The following is a 16,403-nucleotide window of genomic DNA, read 5'->3' on the forward strand; positions in this document are numbered from 1 at the left end:
AACCCCACACTACTTCGTTGCCGCGCAGTTGGGCAGGCGTTCGGGGACCCTTAGTTACCTACGTACGGGGACACCACGACGTCGACGCGCTGGAACTCCTTCAGATCCGAGTACCCCGTGGTGGCCATCGAACGGCGGAGCGCACCGATGAGGTTCGACGTGCCGTTGGTGTGATGGCCCGGCCCGAAGAGCACCTCCTGGAGCGGCCCCACCGTGCCCACGTTGGCCCGGTCGCCGCGGGGCAGTTCCAGGTGGTGTGCCTCCTGGCCCCAGTGCCAGCCCTTGCCCGGAGCCTCTTCGGCCCGTGCGAGCGCGCTGCCGAGCATGACGGCGTCGGCGCCCATGGCGATTGCCTTGACGATGTCACCCGAGGTGCCCATGCCGCCGTCGGCGATGACGTGGACGTAGCGTCCGCCCGATTCGTCCATGTAGTCACGGCGGGCGGCGGCGACGTCGGAGATCGCGGACGCCATGGGCGAATGGATTCCCAGCGCGCGTCGGGTGGTACCGGTGGCTCCCCCGCCGAAGCCGACCAGGACGCCGGCCGCGCCGGTCCGCATCAGGTGCAGGGCGGGCGTGTAGCCTGCCGCGCCGCCCACAATCACCGGTACGTCGAGTTCGTAAATGAACTGCTTCAGGTTCAGCGGTTCGTCGTCTTTCGAGACATGCTCTGCGGAGACGGTGGTCCCGCGGATAACAAAGATGTCGACGCCGGCGGCCACCACGGTCTTGTAGTGTTCCTGGGTGCGCTGCGGTGTCAGCGATCCGGCCACGGTCACACCGGCGGCGCGGATCTCGGCCAGGCGGGACGTGATCAGGTCGGGCTGGATGGGAGCCTGGTAGAGCTCCTGCATACGGCCGGTCACCGCGGGGCTGTTGACCTCGTCCTCGAGCGCGGCGATCTCATCAAGGACGGACTGCGGATCCTCGTAGCGGGTCCAGAGGCCCTCCAGGTCCAGGACACCCAAGCCGCCCAGACGTCCCAGCGCAATGGCCGTCTCGGGTGACATGGCCGAATCCATCGGCGCCCCGATCACCGGCATCTCGAACTTGTACGCATCAATCTGCCAGGAGACAGACACGTCCTTGGGGTCGCGGGTACGACGGTTGGGGACGATCGCAATGTCATCCAGGGAGTAGGCACGACGCCCACGCTTGCCACGGCCGATCTCGATCTCGTAAGTCACTGCTCTAGGTTATCCCAGCCCCGGTGCTGTGCTGGCTACAGTGTCGTATGGGAAAGCGCTGGATCTTCGACGGGCACATTGCCGGCATAGGAACACAGTCCGGAATTCGGGCCGTTGTGGGCGTTTGGCAGCATTCCCCCTTCGGGTCCTTCGCGGACGTTATGATCGAGCACCCGTCAGGAGACCGGCTCCTGCTGGCCCCCACGCAGGAGGTGGCCGGCTTCATTTCCGGCACCTACAACTTTGACCGGGTCGTTGTGGTTGAAGTGAACGTGGTGTTGACGGATCGGTTCTTAAGGGTCGACGCCGGCCCCCTGGCACTGCAGGCAGGCATCGGCCGCAGGACCCTCCTCGGCGCCGTCCTCCGCGCGGTGCCGCGGCCCCTCGCCGTGCACCCGGCCTGGCTGCGGGCCATCGGTCCGCTGGCGGCGCTCCTCAGTCCCGGGGCCAGGACGGCCGGAACTGCCGGGAGCGGCAGGCTTGAATATTATGGCGTGACTGATCTGCACCGGGTCAGCTCCGCCGTCGTGAGCTGGGACGGCGTTGACGCCGGCGCGTTGGCTCCCATCCGGCCCGGCGTGAATTTCGGGTTCAGCAGCGTTCCGGCCCGGCCCGGCGTGTCCCGGGTGCGGACCACCATTGTGGCCGGGACCGCTGAAGGGGGCTAGGGTCCGCTCTGGGGATCAAGGCTCAGCTGGGACTCAAACATCCTGAAGTACCGGCCACGCAGCGCTACCAGTTCCTTGTGGGTGCCCTGCTCCACCACCTGCCCGTCCTCGAGCATGTAGACGACGTCCGCCTTCTCGATGGTGGCGAGGCGGTGGCTGATGGCAATGATGGTGCTGCTGCGGTCCGCAAACAGCCGGGTGAAGATCCGGTGTTCCGCCAGCGCGTCGATGGCTGACGTTGGTTCGTCCATCACCATGAAAGCAGCATCGCGGTAAAAGTTTCGGGCCATCGCCAGGCGCTGCCACTGCCCGCCGGAGAGCCCGCTGCCTTTCCGGCCGCGCGGATCCTCCATCCAGTTGCTGACGTGGTTGTCCAGCCCGTGCGGCAGTTTGTTGATGAATTCGAGGGCTTCGGCGTCGGCGGCCGCCCGCCGGATCCGGTCATCGTCCCGGGGTGAATCGACGTCACCAAAGCGGATGTTTTCCGCGGCTGTCGCGAACTCGTACTTCAGGAATTCCTGGCTCAGCACCGCCAGGTGGCGGTGCCAGGAGGTGACATCGACGGCGGCGAGATCCACGCCGTCGAGCATTACCTGCCCGGAATCCGGAGCGTAAAGCCCGGCCAGGATCCTGATCAGGGTGGACTTCCCGGCGCCGTTCTCCCCCACGATGGCAACGTGCTGCCCTTCCCGGATGGTCATGCTGATGCCGCGGATCACCTCGAGGTCGCTGCCGGTGTAGGTGAACCGGATGTCCCGCAGCTCCACCGTCCCGGGGGCCTGCAGCAGGGCCGGTGCGTGGCGCGAGTGGACCGGGAGGGCCATGAAAAGTTCGTAGTCCTTGAGGTTCGCTAGGTCCTCATCGATGGAACTCAGCGACGACACCAGGTTGTTGGCCGTGGACAGGGCGCGGCTGACAATCTGCTGGACGTACAGGAACTGGCCCACCGGCTGAGCATGCGCGATGATCTGCCCCACCACCCAGATCAGCGAGACCACTTCGGCGCCGTACTGCAGCGCGTCGGCGGCCAGCTGCTTGGGAATGTAACGCTTCTGGAAGTCCAGGCGGCGGCGTTCGTCCGCGTCGCGCAGCCGGGAACGGAGGTCCATCAGGTAAGCCACGATCCCGTACAGGCGCATCTCGGCGATGTGCTGCGGGCGGAGCAGGTTCGTTTCGATCATCCGGCGCTGGCGGCGCGAATCCACCTGCGTGTTCCAGTGCGCGATCTGTTCCCGGGACAGCTTGAACTGCAGGTACACACTGGGCACGATCGCCACGAGCACAATCACGGCGATCCACCAGCTGACCAGCAGCAGCGCACCGATCGCCAGGATCACCGAGACCAGCTGGGTGAAGATCGCGGCGATGCGGTCCAGGACCCGGGCATAGGAATCCGAGAACCGTTTGGCGCGGTCGTAGAGGTCCACGGTCTCTTTGTCGTCGTACCGCCAGAACTCCAGCGCGAGGAACCGCTCGTACATCTGGTCGCCCACGATGGCGCCCACTTTAAAGCTCATGAGCTGCTGGATGTACCGGTCCAGGCTGCCGAAGGCACCCCAGAAAAGCCCCAGGGCGGCCGTGACTATCACGTAAATGATTGCCTGCTGTCCCGCCGCGGCATTGCCCGCGTAGGCCGCCGCCAAGGCGGTGGTGGTCAGCGCGGCAAAGTACGTGGTGACCAGCGGCAGGGTCGCCGAGATCAGCGACCCCACAACCTTCATCACGACGGCGGCAGGCGAGGCCCGGAAGCTGACGCGCAGCACCTGGGCCACGGCCCGGGCGTAGGGCCCCACCGTCAATTTCCGGCTGGGCGTGCGGGCGGGCCGCAGCTCAGACACGCCCGTTAGCGCGAACCGTAGTTCGGAGCCTCCACCGTCATCTGGATGTCGTGGGGGTGCGATTCCTTGAGCCCGGCCGCGGTGATGCGGACGAACTTGCCGCGCGCCTTCAGCTCCGGGATGGTGGGCGCGCCTACGTAGAACATGGTCTGGCGGAGGCCGCCAACCAGCTGGTAGGCCACCGAGGCCAGCGGGCCGCGGTAGGCCACACGGCCTTCAATGCCTTCCGGGATCAGCTTGTCGTCGCCGGAGACATCCGCCTGGAAGTAGCGGTCCTTGGAGTAGGAGGTGTTCTTGCCGCGGGTCTGCATGGCACCGAGGGAGCCCATGCCGCGGTAGAGCTTGAACTGCTTGCCGTTGACGAAGATCAGGTCACCCGGGGACTCATCGCAGCCGGCGAGGAGGGAGCCCAGCATGACGGTGTCGGCGCCGGCTACCAGCGCCTTGCCGATGTCGCCCGAGTACTGCAGGCCGCCGTCGGCGATCAGGGGAACGCCGGCAGGAATGGCTGCCTTGGCGGATTCGTAGATGGCGGTGATCTGCGGGACGCCCACACCGGCCACCACGCGGGTGGTGCAGATGGAGCCCGGGCCTACGCCCACCTTGATGCCGTCCGCACCGGCGTCGATCAGGGCCTGGGCACCTTCGCGGGTGGCTGCCTGGCCGCCGATGATGTCCACATGCGCGGCCACCGGATCCGACTTGAGCCGGCGGATCATGTCCAGGACACCCTGCGAGTGGCCGTTGGCCGTGTCGACGAACAAGGCGTCGACACCGGCGTCGATCAGGGCCATGGCGCGTTCCCAGCCGTCCCCGAAGAAACCGATGGCGGCACCAACACGGAGCCGGCCCTCGTCGTCCTTGGTGGCCAGCGGGTACTGCTCAGCCTTGGTGAAGTCCTTGGTGGTGATCAGGCCCTTGAGCCGGCCCTGCTCGTCAACGAGCGGCAGCTTCTCAATCTTGTTGGTGGCCAGCTTGTGGGAAGCTTCCTCACGGCTGATGCCCACGTGGCCGGTGATCAGCGGCATCTTGGTCATCACGTCGCTGACCAGCCGGAGCGGGAAGTCGGCTTCCGGGACAAAGCGGGTGTCGCGGTTGGTGACGATGCCGAGCAGGCGCATGCCTTCATCCACCACCGGAAGCCCCGACACGCGGTACTGGGAGCAGATTTCGTCCAGCTCGGCCAGGGTTGCCTCAGGGCCGATGGTCAGCGGGTTGGTGATCATCCCGGACTCGCTGCGCTTGACGCGGTCCACCTGGTCGGCCTGGTCCTGGATGGACAGGTTGCGGTGGATGACGCCCAGGCCGCCCTGGCGTGCCATGGCGATGGCCATCCGCGACTCCGTGACGGTGTCCATGGCAGCGGACAGCAGCGGGGTGTGGACGGAGATCCGCTTGGAGATCCTCGACGTCGTATCAGCGTCGGAGGGGATGACGTCGGTGTGGCCGGGCAGCAGCAGGACGTCGTCGTAGGTCAGGCCGATGAAGCCGAAGGGGTTGTGCTCGGGCTGGGTCATGAGTGCGCCTCTTACCTTGGTCTGGGGTTCTCGGGTAGGGGTTGCAGCTGATGACCAGCCCGTCATTACGGGACTGGTCGGTGCAGGGGCCTAATAAGTTTGTGCCTCACGCACGGAAGCCATGCGGAAAGCTTTGTGTAAATATTAGAACCTCGCGGCCGATCCCCCTATTCCGGGAGCGCGTTGTGAGCAAGGGCACTCCCCCGGGCCGTGGCAGCCGTGCCGTCACGTCCAGCCGGTGGCAGCGAGCAAGCGCTCCTCGAACATCGGGATCATGCTTTCGACATAGGTCCGGCTCAGATGGTTGTCATCCTTATACACGTAGACATTGCCCACCACGGCCGGGCAGATGCCGCCGGCGCAGATAAAATCGCTGACATCCATCAGGTGCAGGCCTTCCACCTTCCCGCGGTAGCTCTCAAGCGGCGAAGGATCCACCAGGGACTCGTTCAGCGGCGGATTGCAGGCCGGTGCCTCCGGGGAGTAGCGCTGCACGCACTCCGGCATGCTGAAGGTGAACCGTGGGTTGTCCCGGATCCCGACGATCTCGATGCCCGCGTCGGCGATCGGCTGGATGCCTTCCAGATAGGCGGGCACTTCGGTCTCGAACGGGGATTCCTCGTGGGTCAGGGTGGCCACCGTGAAGACGGCATCCGGCCGGTGTTCGAGCACGTAGGCCGTGCTGGAGCGGTTGTACGTGTTGCATTCGGCATTCCGGGTCTCGGATTCGGCCCCGAAGCGGCAGGCCGGCATCAGCAGGGTGACCAGTTCCCAGCCGCGGGCTTCCGCGATGGGGGCCAGGGCTGCCAGGTACTGCTGCGCGTGCGAGTCCCCGAGGACAACGATCCGTTTGGTGATGTCGCCGGAGGGGATCTCCTGCCGGCACCCTTCCAGCACAGGGTCCGGCGTTGCATTGCCGTCGACGCAGGGTGCGTGGATCCCCGCCCAGTCGTTGTCGAGGGCCGCAGGGGCAGGAATGATCCGCGCGGCGGGAGCAGGCGTGCCGCCGTTCCCCTGGCTGAGCTGGGCCGCGCCCGGCGTCATTTCCCGGGGCTGCGCTGCGGTGGCTGCCTCCTCCTCGGTGAGGCTTGTCTGCCAGACCGCGACCGGCCCGGCCAGCACTGCGCAGCAGGCGGCAATGACGACGGCGGTGCGCCAGCTGCGCACCTGCGGCCAGCGCCACTCGCGGAGCGGCTTTTCGACAAAGCGGGTGGTCAGGACGGCGAGGACCATGGAGGCTCCGATGATCGCCCCGCCCTGGCTGAGGTTCGGGGACTCGACGCCGGTTGCGGCCAGTGCCAGCACCAGGACGGGCCAGTGCCATAGGTAGAGCGCGTAGGAGTTGTCGCCCAGCGAAACCAGCGGCTTCCAGCTCAGGAAACGGTCCACGCCGAACCGGCTGCCGCTTTGGCCGGCCACGATGATCGCTGCCGCCGCCAGCGTGGGCCAGAGCGCCACAAACCCCGGGAAGGCCCGGTCCACGGTCAGTACCAGCCCGCAGGAGACCATGGCCGCCAGGCCTGCCCAGCCGAGGATGAGCCGAAGGATCTTGCCGGGATTCAGGAACGGCAGGCCGAGGGCGAGGAGTGAACCCAGGGCGAATTCCCACAGCCTGGCCCGGGTGTCGAAGTACGCGTACGCCTGGTTGGTGGCCGTCTGGTCAACCGAATAGGCCAGCGACGCAACGAGGATGGCCCCGAAAGCGGCAGCCAGCACGGCCCTATAGCTGGTGTTGAAGTGTCTCCGGAGGAGCCGCCACACCACGGCGGATCCGGCGAAAACGAGCGGCCACAGGATAAAGACCTGCCCCTGGATGGACAGGGACCAGAAGTGCTGCAGCGGGCTCGCGCTGGCGTGGTCCTGGGCGTAATAGTCCACTGCGGTGTCCGCCAGCAGCCAGTTCTGCCGGTACAGCAGCGAGGCCCAGGCCTGGTCCAGCACTGCCGGCCAACGGCTTTGCGGGAGGACCAGCCAGGTGCCGGCGAGGACGCCGAGGATCACTACGACGGCGGCGGGCAGCAACCGTTTGAACAGGTGCAGCCAGTGCCGGAGGAGGTTGAGGGAGGTCCCCGATTCGACCTTCCTGACGAAGGACAAAGTCAGGAGGAAGGCAGAGATCAGGAGGAAGATATCCACCCCGCCGGAGACCCGGCCCAGCCACACGTGGTAGGTCACCACCATCAGGACTGCGAGCGCGCGGAGCCCCTGCACTTCCGGTCGGAAGCCGGGTTTCCGTGGTGTGCCGGTGCGGCCGGTCGTACCGCCGGGGGCAGCTTCTGTTCCCGCAATCAACACAAGTGACCCTTCAAGACCGGCTGGCAAAAACATCAAGCCTACGGACAGGCCTCGTCCAAGGCCAATCAGACCCGCCGGGGCGGCGCGCCGCAACGAACTAAGCTGGCCACTACCAGGGAAGGGAGCGGGCGTGATTGTCCAGCTGCGGATTTGTGTGCCCGAAGAGCTGTCGGCGGTGGCGCTGCAGGCTTGCCAGGAACAGGTCGGAACGGCTGAAACGGCGTTCTACCCGGGCGCATCCGTGTTGCCCGAAGGCGATGTCATCGAGGTGCAGGCCGCCAGGGAGGCGGTGGAGGAGCTGCTCGAGAAGCTTCACGTCCTCAAGGTGCAGGAAGTGGGCTCGATCGTGATTGCCATGCCGGAACTGGTGTTGTCCCGGCGTGCAGAGACTGCGGAATCGTCCGCGCCCGGAGATGGTGCGGACGCCATGATCTGGGACGAAGTCAGCCACCAAACGGGCGAGGACTCCCGGCTCACGTGGAGTTACCTTGCCTTCCTGGTACTGGCCACACAGCTCGCAGCGATCGGCATCGTGACCAACTCCACTATCGCGATCGTCGGGGCCATGGCCGTGGGTCCGGAGTTCGGCCCCTTGGCCGCATTGGCAGTGGCGCTGGCGAGACGGCAGTGGGCCCTGGGGCGCCGGGCCGCCCTGGCGCTGGGAGTGGGTTTTCCGGTGGCCATGCTCCTGGCGGCCCTGACTGCCTGGTTGTCCGTCCCCCTGGGCCTCTTTCCCGCCGATGCGCTGGATACCGGGTCCGCCGTCGAATTCATCTACCACCCGGGACCGTATTCACTGATCGTGGCCGTCCTGGCCGGAGCCGCCGGAATGCTTTCCGTCATCAGCCGCCGTTCCGCGGCGCTCATCGGGGTTTTTATCTCGGTCACCACCGTCCCGGCGGCCGGTTTCGTGGCGGTAGCCCTGGTCCTGGGCGAATTCCAGAAAGCAGCAGGGTCGGCGTTCCAACTGCTGCTCAACCTTGTGGGAATTGTTGTGTCCGCCGTGGCCGTCCTCCTGTTCTACCGTGTGGTGTCCAGACGGCTACCCGAAGCAGCGGCCCGGCAGCTGAGGTGGCAGCTGCGGCGGACCCGCGGATGACCGGGGCTAGGAACGCAGCAGCCCGCGCAGCGTCTGGATGGTGTCCGCCTCCGCCGCCGTTTTGTCCTCGCGGTACCGCTTCACCCGCGCGAACCGCAGGGCGATCCCGCCCGGATAGCGGGAGGACTGCTGGACGCCGTCGATCGCTATTTCGACGACGGTGACGGGCTCCACCCAGACAGTACCGGCAGTGCGCCGCACCTCAAGCTCCTGGAACCGCCCGGTCTGCCAGCTCAGCAGCGCGTCGGTAAGGCCCTTGAACGTCTTCCCCACCATCACATAGCCGCCCGGTTCGCCGAACTCGCCGGCAGGGTCCAGGGCACCGAGATGCAGGTTCGACAGCAGCCCCGTGCGCCGCCCTGAGCCCCACTCGCAGGCCAGCACCACGAGGTCGTACGTGAGGACGGGCTTCACTTTGATCCAGTTGGAACCACGCCGTCCGGCCGCATACGCCGATCCCACGGCTTTCACCACCACGCCCTCATGCCCCGCCGCGAGCGCATCGCGGGACACCCGTTCGGCAACAGCCGCGTCCGCAGTGACCTCCCCCGGAATCCGGTAGTCCGGGGCGATCCGCTCGAGCACGCCGATGCGCGCGGACAACGGTTCGTCGAGCAGGTCACGTCCGTCCAGGTGCAGCACGTCGAAGAACCACGGATGGAGCACCGTGGCCCGCGCGGCGTCCGCCCCGAAGCGGGACATGGTCTCCTGGAACGGCCGCGGGCCGCCGTCCTCGTCCAGGGTGAGGGTCTCGCCGTCGAGAATCACGTCGCGGACCCGCAGTCCGCGCACCACCTCCACCACCTCGGGCAGCCGGTGGGTCACGTCGGCCAGGGTGCGGGTGAAGATGCGCACCTCGTCGCCGAGGCGATGCACCTGGATGCGGGCGCCGTCGAGCTTGTATTCCACGGAGGCTTCCCCTGTAACCTCCAGCGCCGCGCTGGCGCTGGCGGCGGTTGCGGCGAGCATGGGCTGCACGGGACGCCCAACGACGAGGCCGACGGCGTCGAGCTCGGCTGCGGTGCCTGTGATGGCCAGCAGTGCCGTCCCGCCCAGGTCCCCGGACAGCATGGCGGCGCGGCGAACTGAGTCAACCGGCTTCCCGGCGGCGCGGGCGATTGCGTCCGTCAACACCCCTTCCAGGGCACCGGTCCGCAGTTCCCCGAGCAGCACCCCGGCGATGAAGGCCTGCTCGCGGTCGGTGGCTGCCGCCGTGAGCGTCCGGAGGGTGGCGGCACGTTCCGCGGCCGACCCCGCACCTGCGGTGGCGTGCAGGTTATCCAGTGCGGCATCCAGATCAGCGACCGTCAGGCCCGGTTCCCCGGCTGGCTCCCCCATCGCCGCGGTCATTCCGCGCCAGCCGATGCCGACCCGGCCCTGCCGCGGCTTGGCGGCGAGCATTCCGACGGCGGCGGCCACGTCCCCGGGTTCAAGCCGGCGCAGCAGGTCCGCCAGTGCCTCGACTTTCGCGAGCCGGGACCGGGTGGCCGCAACAGCGTCCGAGGTTTTCACGAGCTCGTTGAGCAGCATGGCACCAGTCTGCCACGACCGAAACGCTGGACAGCGGCAGGAACGCAGCTTGAGAATGAACGCATGGGCATCATCGTCGCGAACCTGTTCATGACCCTCGACGGCGTCTACCAGGCGCCCGGAGGCCGCGAAGAAGACACTGAAGGCGGCTTCGACTACGGCGGCTGGCAGGCGCCGGTATCGGACGACGCGGCCGGCGCGGCCATTGGTGCGGAGATCGCCCGCATCGACGCCCTGCTGCTCGGCCGGAAGACGTACGACATCTTCGCGGCTTACTGGCCGAACCAATCCGACGACATCGGCGCCACGCTGAACCGGGTGCCCAAGTTTGTTGTGTCCAGGACCCTGACCGATCCGGACTGGGCGGGCACGGCGGTGCTTCCGGACGCCGCTGCGGCCGGCCGGCTCCGCGAGGAATACGATCAGGTGCACATGTTCGGCAGCGGGGTCCTCATCCGCTCGCTGCTTGAGGCTGACGTGCTGGACCGCCTCCACCTCTGGCTCTATCCAGTCACGCTGGGGCAGGGCAAACGCCTGTTCGACGCCGGGACCATCCCCGCTACCTTCCGGCTTGCTGAGCCCGCGCGCAGTTTCCCGAAGGGTGCGGTGTCCCTGGTCTACGAGCGCGCCGGCGCCGTTGAAACCAGGGAGATGGGCGCCTAGACGCACAAAAAACCGGTCCAGCGGAAGCTGGACCGGTTTTTGTTGTGCGGAGACGCGGGTGGGGCCTTAGTGGCTGTGGCCTGCGTGCTCGTCCTCGTCGGCCGGCTTCTCCACCACGAGGGTCTCGGTGGTGAGAACCAGCGCAGCGATGGACGCCGCGTTGCGGAGTGCCGCACGAGTGACCTTGACGGGGTCGATGACGCCGGCGCCGATCAGGTCTTCGTACTCGCCCGACTTGGCGTTGAAGCCGTTGTTGGTTTCGAGTTCGGCAACCTTGGCGGTGACAACGTAACCGTCGAAGCCGGCGTTCTGGGCGATCCAACGCAGCGGCTGAACCAGCGCGCGGCGGACGATGCCCACAGCTGCGGCGGCGTCGCCTTCGAGGGCCTGCACTGCAGGGTCTTCGTCGAGGGCCTTCAGCGCGTGGATGAGGGCGGAACCGCCACCGGCCACGATGCCTTCTTCGAGTGCTGCGCGGGTGGAGGAAACAGCATCTTCGATGCGGTGCTTCTTTTCCTTCAGCTCAACCTCGGTGGCTGCGCCAACCTTGATCACGCCGATGCCGCCGGCCAGCTTGGCCAGGCGCTCCTGGAGCTTTTCCCGGTCCCAGTCGGAATCGGTGCGGGCCAGCTCGGCGCGCAGCTGGGCAACCCGGGCTGCGACGTCTTCTGCGGATCCGGCGCCGTCAACGATGGTGGTGTGGTCCTTGGTGACCGTGATGCGGCGGGCGGTACCCAGCACCTCAAGGCCAACGGTGTCCAGGCTGAGGCCCAGTTCCGGGGAGACGACCTGTGCACCGGTGAGGGTGGCGATGTCCTGCAGCATGGCCTTGCGGCGATCGCCGAAGCCCGGGGCCTTGACGGCAACCACGTTCAGGGTGCCGCGGATGCGGTTGACGATCAGCGTGGACAGGGCCTCGCCCTCGACGTCTTCGGCAATGATGAAGAGCGGCTTGGAGCTCTGCAGCGCCTTTTCCAGCAGCGGCAGGAAGTCCTGGACGGAGGAGATCTTGCCCTGGTTGATCAGGATGAGGGCGTCTTCAAGGACAGCTTCCTGGCGCTCGGTGTCGGTCACGAAGTACGGGGACAGGTAGCCCTTGTCGAACTGCATGCCTTCGGTGAGGACCAGCTCGGTCTGCGTGGTGGAGGACTCCTCGATGGTGATCACACCATCCTTGCCGACCTTGCCGAAAGCCTCGGCGAGCAGCTCGCCGATTTCGTCGCTCTGCGCCGAGATGGCAGCAACGTTGGCAACCTGGGTGCCCTCGACGGGGCGTGCGTTCTCAAGCAGGCGGGCTGCCACGGCTTCCACGGAAACCTCGATGCCGCGCTTGATCTGGCCCGGAGCGGCGCCGGCAGCAACGTTGCGCAGGCCTTCCTTGACCAGGGCCTGGGCGAGCACGGTTGCCGTGGTGGTGCCGTCACCGGCAACATCGTTGGTCTTGGTGGCTACTTCCTTGGCCAGCTGTGCGCCGAGGTTTTCGTACGGGTCATCAAGCTCAACTTCGCGGGCGATGGTGACGCCGTCGTTGGTGATGGTGGGCGCCCCCCACTTTTTGTCGAGGACAACGTTGCGGCCGCGGGGGCCGAGCGTCACCTTGACAGTGTTGGCGAGCTTATCAATGCCGGCTTCAAGCGACCGGCGGGCAGCGTCGTTAAACGCAAGCTGCTTTGCCATGGTTTTGTCCTTTCAAGACAGAACCCCGCGCAGCTGACCAGCGGAATGCATGGTCAGCGGCACGGGGATCCAAAAAAGTTACTTTACGACGATCGCCAGAACGTCGCGGGCGGACAGCACGAGGTACTCGGTGCCGCCGGTCTTGACTTCGGTTCCACCGTACTTGGAGTAGATAACGACGTCGCCAACGGCTACGTCGACCGGAACGCGGTTGCCGTCTTCGAAGCGGCCGGGGCCTACTGCAACAACTTCACCCTCCTGCGGCTTCTCCTGTGCGGAGTCCGGGATAACCAGGCCGGAAGCCGTGGTCTGCTCGGCTTCGAGCGGGCGGACAACAATACGATCCTCAAGAGGCTTAATAGAGACCGACACTCGGACCTCTCCTTCTACGTCAGCGAAATTCGTGGACAGTTGAGCTGCGTCGCCGTGGCTGGCAAACCGTCGTCGCGGTGCCGGCAGCAGCCTGGCTGGCAGCTCTTCATGTGTTAGCACCCTCCTAGGGAGAGTGCTAATGACGACTCTATGTACTCGTTAGCACTCGGTCAAGGCGAGTGCCAGAATTATGTCCCTGGTGAACAACCTGTTGCTCTGGAAACCGCTGCCCGGACCTCACCGGCCGCGGGCGCGCGGCGGGCCGGCCTGTTTGATATCAGCGCAGGTTCGGATAATGGCCTGATGGACAGTAACGAAACCCCCGGCACATCCAACGGCGTTCCGTCACCCCAGCCACCGCCGCCCTCGTTTTCGGCCAGAATGGCCGTGCTGTGGGGGGATGGCCTGGGCAAGGCCGCAGTCCGGTCCATCCAAGTACTCGCCGTGGGCGCCGTCGCCTGGGCGGCGGTTGTCGCCGCCACCCGGATTCCGCTGGTCACCACTCCTGTCCTGCTTGCCCTGATCCTGGCGTCAGCCATGGCGCCCGTCGTCCGGTGGCTGGCCGGCCACGGATGGCCGCGGGCCCTGGCCGTGCTCTCCTCGTTCCTGGTGATCCTCGCCGCCAGCGCCGGAATTATCGGGGGAATCGTGACACTGGTCCGGCAGCAGGCCGGAGCCCTCGCGGTCCGTGCGGAAGCCGGCATCGCCGAGCTGCAAAAGTCCATCACCACGGGGCCGCTGCCCTTCTCCAAGGACCAGATCAGTGCAGCCCAGGCCGAATTCCAGAAGTTCCTCTCCGGCGGAAGCCTGGGCGCCGACGCCCTGACGGGCCTGCGGACCGCCGGGGAGATCGCCGCCGGCACCGTCCTCACCGCCGTGATCCTGTTTTTCTTCCTCAAGGACGGAGAGAAAATCCGGACCTTCCTCATCGGCTTCCTTCCGGCCGGCCACCGAGGGACAGCGCACCTGGCCGCCGAACGCAGCCTGCTGGTGCTGGGCAGTTATGTGCGTGGAACCTTGATCATCGCCGCCATCGACGCCGTCATGGTCCTGGCAGGACTGCTGATCCTGCGGGTTCCGCTGGCGGTGCCCCTGGCTGCGGTGGTGTTCCTTGGCGGCTTCGTACCAATCATCGGGGCCACCGCCGCCGGGAGCCTGGCGGTCCTGGTGGCCTTGGTGGAAAACGGCCCCGTGCCCGCCCTGATAGTCCTGATCATCCTGGTGGTCGCCAATCAGTTCGAACATCACGTACTGCAGCCCATCTTCATGGGCCGCGTCCTGCGGATCCATGGACTGGTGATCATCCTGGCGCTGGCGGCAGGGGCAACACTGGCCGGCGTCATTGGCGCCCTGCTCGCGGTCCCGCTCACCGCCGTCGGCTGGACCATCTACCGGACGGTGGCAGCGAGCCGGACCACAAACTAAGCGCAGCGCCCTACCCTGAACTATGACCCTCCTACGGATGGAGCAATTTCATGTCTGAGCACAGCAACGCCACGCCCGCACCCGCCGGGGACAGCGTCCCCCTCGCCGGCTCGGAACGCCCGGCAGCGGCAAGGATCCAGGCCACGCACGGCCCTGTCGATCCAGCCCGCAGAATCGAGGTGACGGTAATCCTGCGCCGTCAGGAACCGCTGACGCAGATGCCCGCCGAACCGATGTCCCGCGAGGAGCTCGCGGACCGCCACGGAGCCGCCGCCGACGACCTGCGGCTTGCCACCGATACGTTCACCCGGCTCGGCGCGGAAATCCTCGACGCCGACCCGGCCTCCCGCCGGTTGCGGCTGGCCGGAACCGTCGAACAGTTAAGCCGCTTTTTCGGCACCCGCCTGGAAGAAGTGACCAGCAGCGGCCCCCACGGGCACGACATCACCCACCGGCACCGGACCGGCACGCTGAGAATCCCGCGCGAACTGGACGGAATCGTCACGGCCGTGCTGGGCCTGGACGACCGCCCTCAGGCACGTGCGCAGTTCCACGCCATCCCGCTGGCCGCGGCCCGTACCAGCTACACCCCGCCGGAACTGGCACGGATCTACGACTTCCCCGCCGGCGCCGACGGCAGCGGCCAGAGCGTCGCCATCATCGAACTCGGCGGCGGTTTCGGCCAGGCGGACCTGGACACCTACTTCGCAGGCCTGGGGATCACCGGGCCCACCGTCACCGCCGTTGGTGTCGACGGCGCCGCCAACCAGCCGGGGCAGGATCCCACCGGGGCGGACGGCGAAGTACTCCTCGACATCGAGGTGGTCGGCGCCCTGGTCCCGAAGGCAGCCGTCCTGGTCTACTTCGCACCAAACACCGACGCCGGCTTCCTCGACGCCATCATCAACGCGTCCCACGCAACCCCGACGCCGGCGGCCATCAGCATCAGCTGGGGCCAGAGCGAGGACGAATGGACCGCCCAGGCCCGGACGGCCTTTGACCAGGCCCTGGCGGATGCTTCAGCTCTCGGCGTCACCGTCACTGCGGCGGCCGGGGATAACGGCAGCACCGACGGGGCGACGGACGGCAAAGACCACGCCGATTTCCCCGCTTCCAGCCCGCACGCGCTGGCCTGCGGCGGCACCCGCCTCGATGCCAACCCCTCCACCGGAACCATCAGCGCCGAAACCGTCTGGAACGACGGACCGCATTCAGCCACCGGAGGCGGCTACAGCGATACTTTCCCCACCCCGGCGTGGCAGAAAAAAGCAGCCACCCACGGCGGCCACCACACGCCGGTCCCGAAACCCGTCCCCGGGGGCCGGGGCCGAGGGGTCCCGGACGTAAGCGGGGTCGCGGACCCGCAGACGGGCTACAAGGTCAGGGTGGACGGCAAGGACATGGTCATCGGGGGAACCAGCGCCGTCGCGCCCCTCTGGGCCGCCCTCATCACGCTGTTTGCCCAGTCAACCAACCGGCATTTCGGGCAGATCCAGCCGCTGCTCTACAGCCGGACGGCGGGGTTCCGCGATGTCACTGCCGGCAACAACGGCACCTACCAGGCCGCTGCCGGCTGGGATCCGTGCACAGGCCTCGGCAGCCCGGACGGAAAGGCACTGCTGGCGGCCATCAACTCCGGCAGTTAAGGGGGCGCGGAGCAGGGCTGGGACGTTCAGGACCGCCCGCAACTGCGGCACCCCGCCGTGCCTGACGGGGTGCCGCCTCAGCCCGCGAGGTCGTCGAAATCCACGTCCTCGTCGCCGTCGTCACCTTCATCAGCGGTGCCGCGCTTGAGGTAGAGCACCACGGCGCCGCCCACGGCGGCCAGCAGCGAAATCACCAGCAGGATGATGGCGCCCACGCGGGCCCCGGAGTACAGGTCCCGGATCTGCCGGGCTTCGTCCGTGGCGTCCTGGATGTCCTTGCCGCCCACGGAATACACCGTGGCGTTGAAGGTGTCCAGGAAGAAGATGATCACCAGCAGGGCGATGCAGACAACGGCTACCGCGGCTCCGGCAATCAGGGCGGGGCGGGCGATCTTCACCAGATCCGTGCGGCTGTTTTGGGGCGTTCCGGACGGCTGGGTGCCTGCGCTGTCTTCCATATCTTCAACCCTAGCCGGAACAGGACGC

Annotated in this window: 13 protein-coding genes; 5 read left to right on the forward strand and 8 right to left on the reverse strand. The window is 66.9% G+C overall.

The features are described from left to right. Nucleotides 1-50 precede the first annotated feature (50 nt). A complete protein-coding gene (locus tag NQJ30_RS01515; protein ID WP_255767970.1) occupies nucleotides 51-1,187 on the reverse strand; it encodes a GuaB3 family IMP dehydrogenase-related protein in 1,137 nt (378 codons plus the stop codon). Nucleotides 1,188-1,234: 47 nt separating this feature from the next. Between NQJ30_RS01515 and NQJ30_RS01520 the strand changes: the two genes are divergently transcribed. Further along, on the forward strand, nucleotides 1,235-1,855 hold the full coding sequence (locus tag NQJ30_RS01520) for a hypothetical protein (protein ID WP_255767971.1): 621 nt from the start codon (nucleotides 1,235-1,237) through the stop codon (nucleotides 1,853-1,855). Here NQJ30_RS01520 and NQJ30_RS01525 read toward each other — a convergent pair. From NQJ30_RS01525 to NQJ30_RS01535, 3 genes are all read right to left on the reverse strand, one after another. Further along, on the reverse strand, nucleotides 1,852-3,756 hold the full coding sequence (locus NQJ30_RS01525; protein WP_374113207.1) for an ABC transporter ATP-binding protein: 1,905 nt from the start codon (nucleotides 3,754-3,756) through the stop codon (nucleotides 1,852-1,854). The genes NQJ30_RS01520 and NQJ30_RS01525 overlap by 4 nt on opposite strands. Next, on the reverse strand, nucleotides 3,699-5,210 hold the full coding sequence (gene guaB, locus NQJ30_RS01530; protein WP_255767973.1) for an IMP dehydrogenase: 1,512 nt from the start codon (nucleotides 5,208-5,210) through the stop codon (nucleotides 3,699-3,701). Before guaB ends, NQJ30_RS01525 begins: the two co-directional genes overlap by 58 nt. Before the next feature lie 225 nt (nucleotides 5,211-5,435). Continuing rightward, entirely contained in the window at nucleotides 5,436-7,502 is a 2,067-nt protein-coding gene (locus tag NQJ30_RS01535; RefSeq protein ID WP_304663743.1) for an acyltransferase family protein, read from the reverse strand. Between the two features lie 133 nt (nucleotides 7,503-7,635). Here NQJ30_RS01535 and NQJ30_RS01540 point away from each other — a divergent pair, with 133 nt between their 5' ends. After that, nucleotides 7,636-8,604, forward strand: a complete 969-nt coding sequence (locus NQJ30_RS01540; protein ID WP_255767975.1) for a DUF389 domain-containing protein — start codon at nucleotides 7,636-7,638, stop codon at nucleotides 8,602-8,604. Nucleotides 8,605-8,610: 6 nt separating this feature from the next. On the opposite strand, the gene NQJ30_RS01545 is transcribed toward NQJ30_RS01540, so the two are convergent. Next, complete coding sequence (locus tag NQJ30_RS01545; RefSeq protein ID WP_255767976.1) at nucleotides 8,611-10,134, reverse strand: ATP-dependent DNA ligase; 1,524 nt, start codon at nucleotides 10,132-10,134, stop codon at nucleotides 8,611-8,613. Nucleotides 10,135-10,197: 63 nt separating this feature from the next. On the opposite strand from NQJ30_RS01545, the gene NQJ30_RS01550 reads away from it, so the two are divergent. After that, nucleotides 10,198-10,797, forward strand: a complete 600-nt coding sequence (locus NQJ30_RS01550; RefSeq protein WP_255767977.1) for a dihydrofolate reductase family protein — start codon at nucleotides 10,198-10,200, stop codon at nucleotides 10,795-10,797. A 66-nt stretch (nucleotides 10,798-10,863) separates the two neighbouring features. Here NQJ30_RS01550 and groL read toward each other — a convergent pair whose 3' ends face one another. Together groL and groES are read right to left on the reverse strand one after the other, a co-directional pair. Continuing rightward, nucleotides 10,864-12,474, reverse strand: coding sequence for a chaperonin GroEL (gene groL / locus NQJ30_RS01555; RefSeq protein ID WP_255767978.1), 1,611 nt, complete (start codon nucleotides 12,472-12,474; stop codon nucleotides 10,864-10,866). A 78-nt stretch (nucleotides 12,475-12,552) separates the two neighbouring features. Beyond that, nucleotides 12,553-12,846 carry a co-chaperone GroES gene (groES, locus tag NQJ30_RS01560; protein ID WP_003805290.1) on the reverse strand — a complete coding sequence of 98 codons (294 nt, stop codon included), beginning with the start codon at nucleotides 12,844-12,846 and terminating at the stop codon, nucleotides 12,553-12,555. Between the two features lie 303 nt (nucleotides 12,847-13,149). On the opposite strand from groES, the gene NQJ30_RS01565 reads away from it, so the two are divergent. Both NQJ30_RS01565 and NQJ30_RS01570 read left to right on the forward strand, forming a co-directional pair. Further along, the gene (locus NQJ30_RS01565) at nucleotides 13,150-14,271 is read left to right on the forward strand and encodes an AI-2E family transporter (RefSeq protein WP_255767979.1); all 1,122 of its coding nucleotides are present in this window, start codon (nucleotides 13,150-13,152) and stop codon (nucleotides 14,269-14,271) included. A 50-nt stretch (nucleotides 14,272-14,321) separates the two neighbouring features. Continuing rightward, nucleotides 14,322-15,917 (forward strand): S53 family peptidase, encoded by a 1,596-nt coding sequence (locus NQJ30_RS01570; RefSeq protein ID WP_255767980.1) that lies wholly within the window; start codon nucleotides 14,322-14,324, stop codon nucleotides 15,915-15,917. Nucleotides 15,918-15,994: 77 nt separating this feature from the next. On the opposite strand, the gene NQJ30_RS01575 is transcribed toward NQJ30_RS01570, so the two are convergent. Continuing rightward, nucleotides 15,995-16,375 (reverse strand): hypothetical protein, encoded by a 381-nt coding sequence (locus tag NQJ30_RS01575; RefSeq protein ID WP_255767981.1) that lies wholly within the window; start codon nucleotides 16,373-16,375, stop codon nucleotides 15,995-15,997. Nucleotides 16,376-16,403 lie beyond the last annotated feature (28 nt).

Source organism: Pseudarthrobacter sulfonivorans, from assembly GCF_024391045.1.
GTDB classification, from domain to species: domain Bacteria; phylum Actinomycetota; class Actinomycetes; order Actinomycetales; family Micrococcaceae; genus Arthrobacter; species Arthrobacter sulfonivorans_B.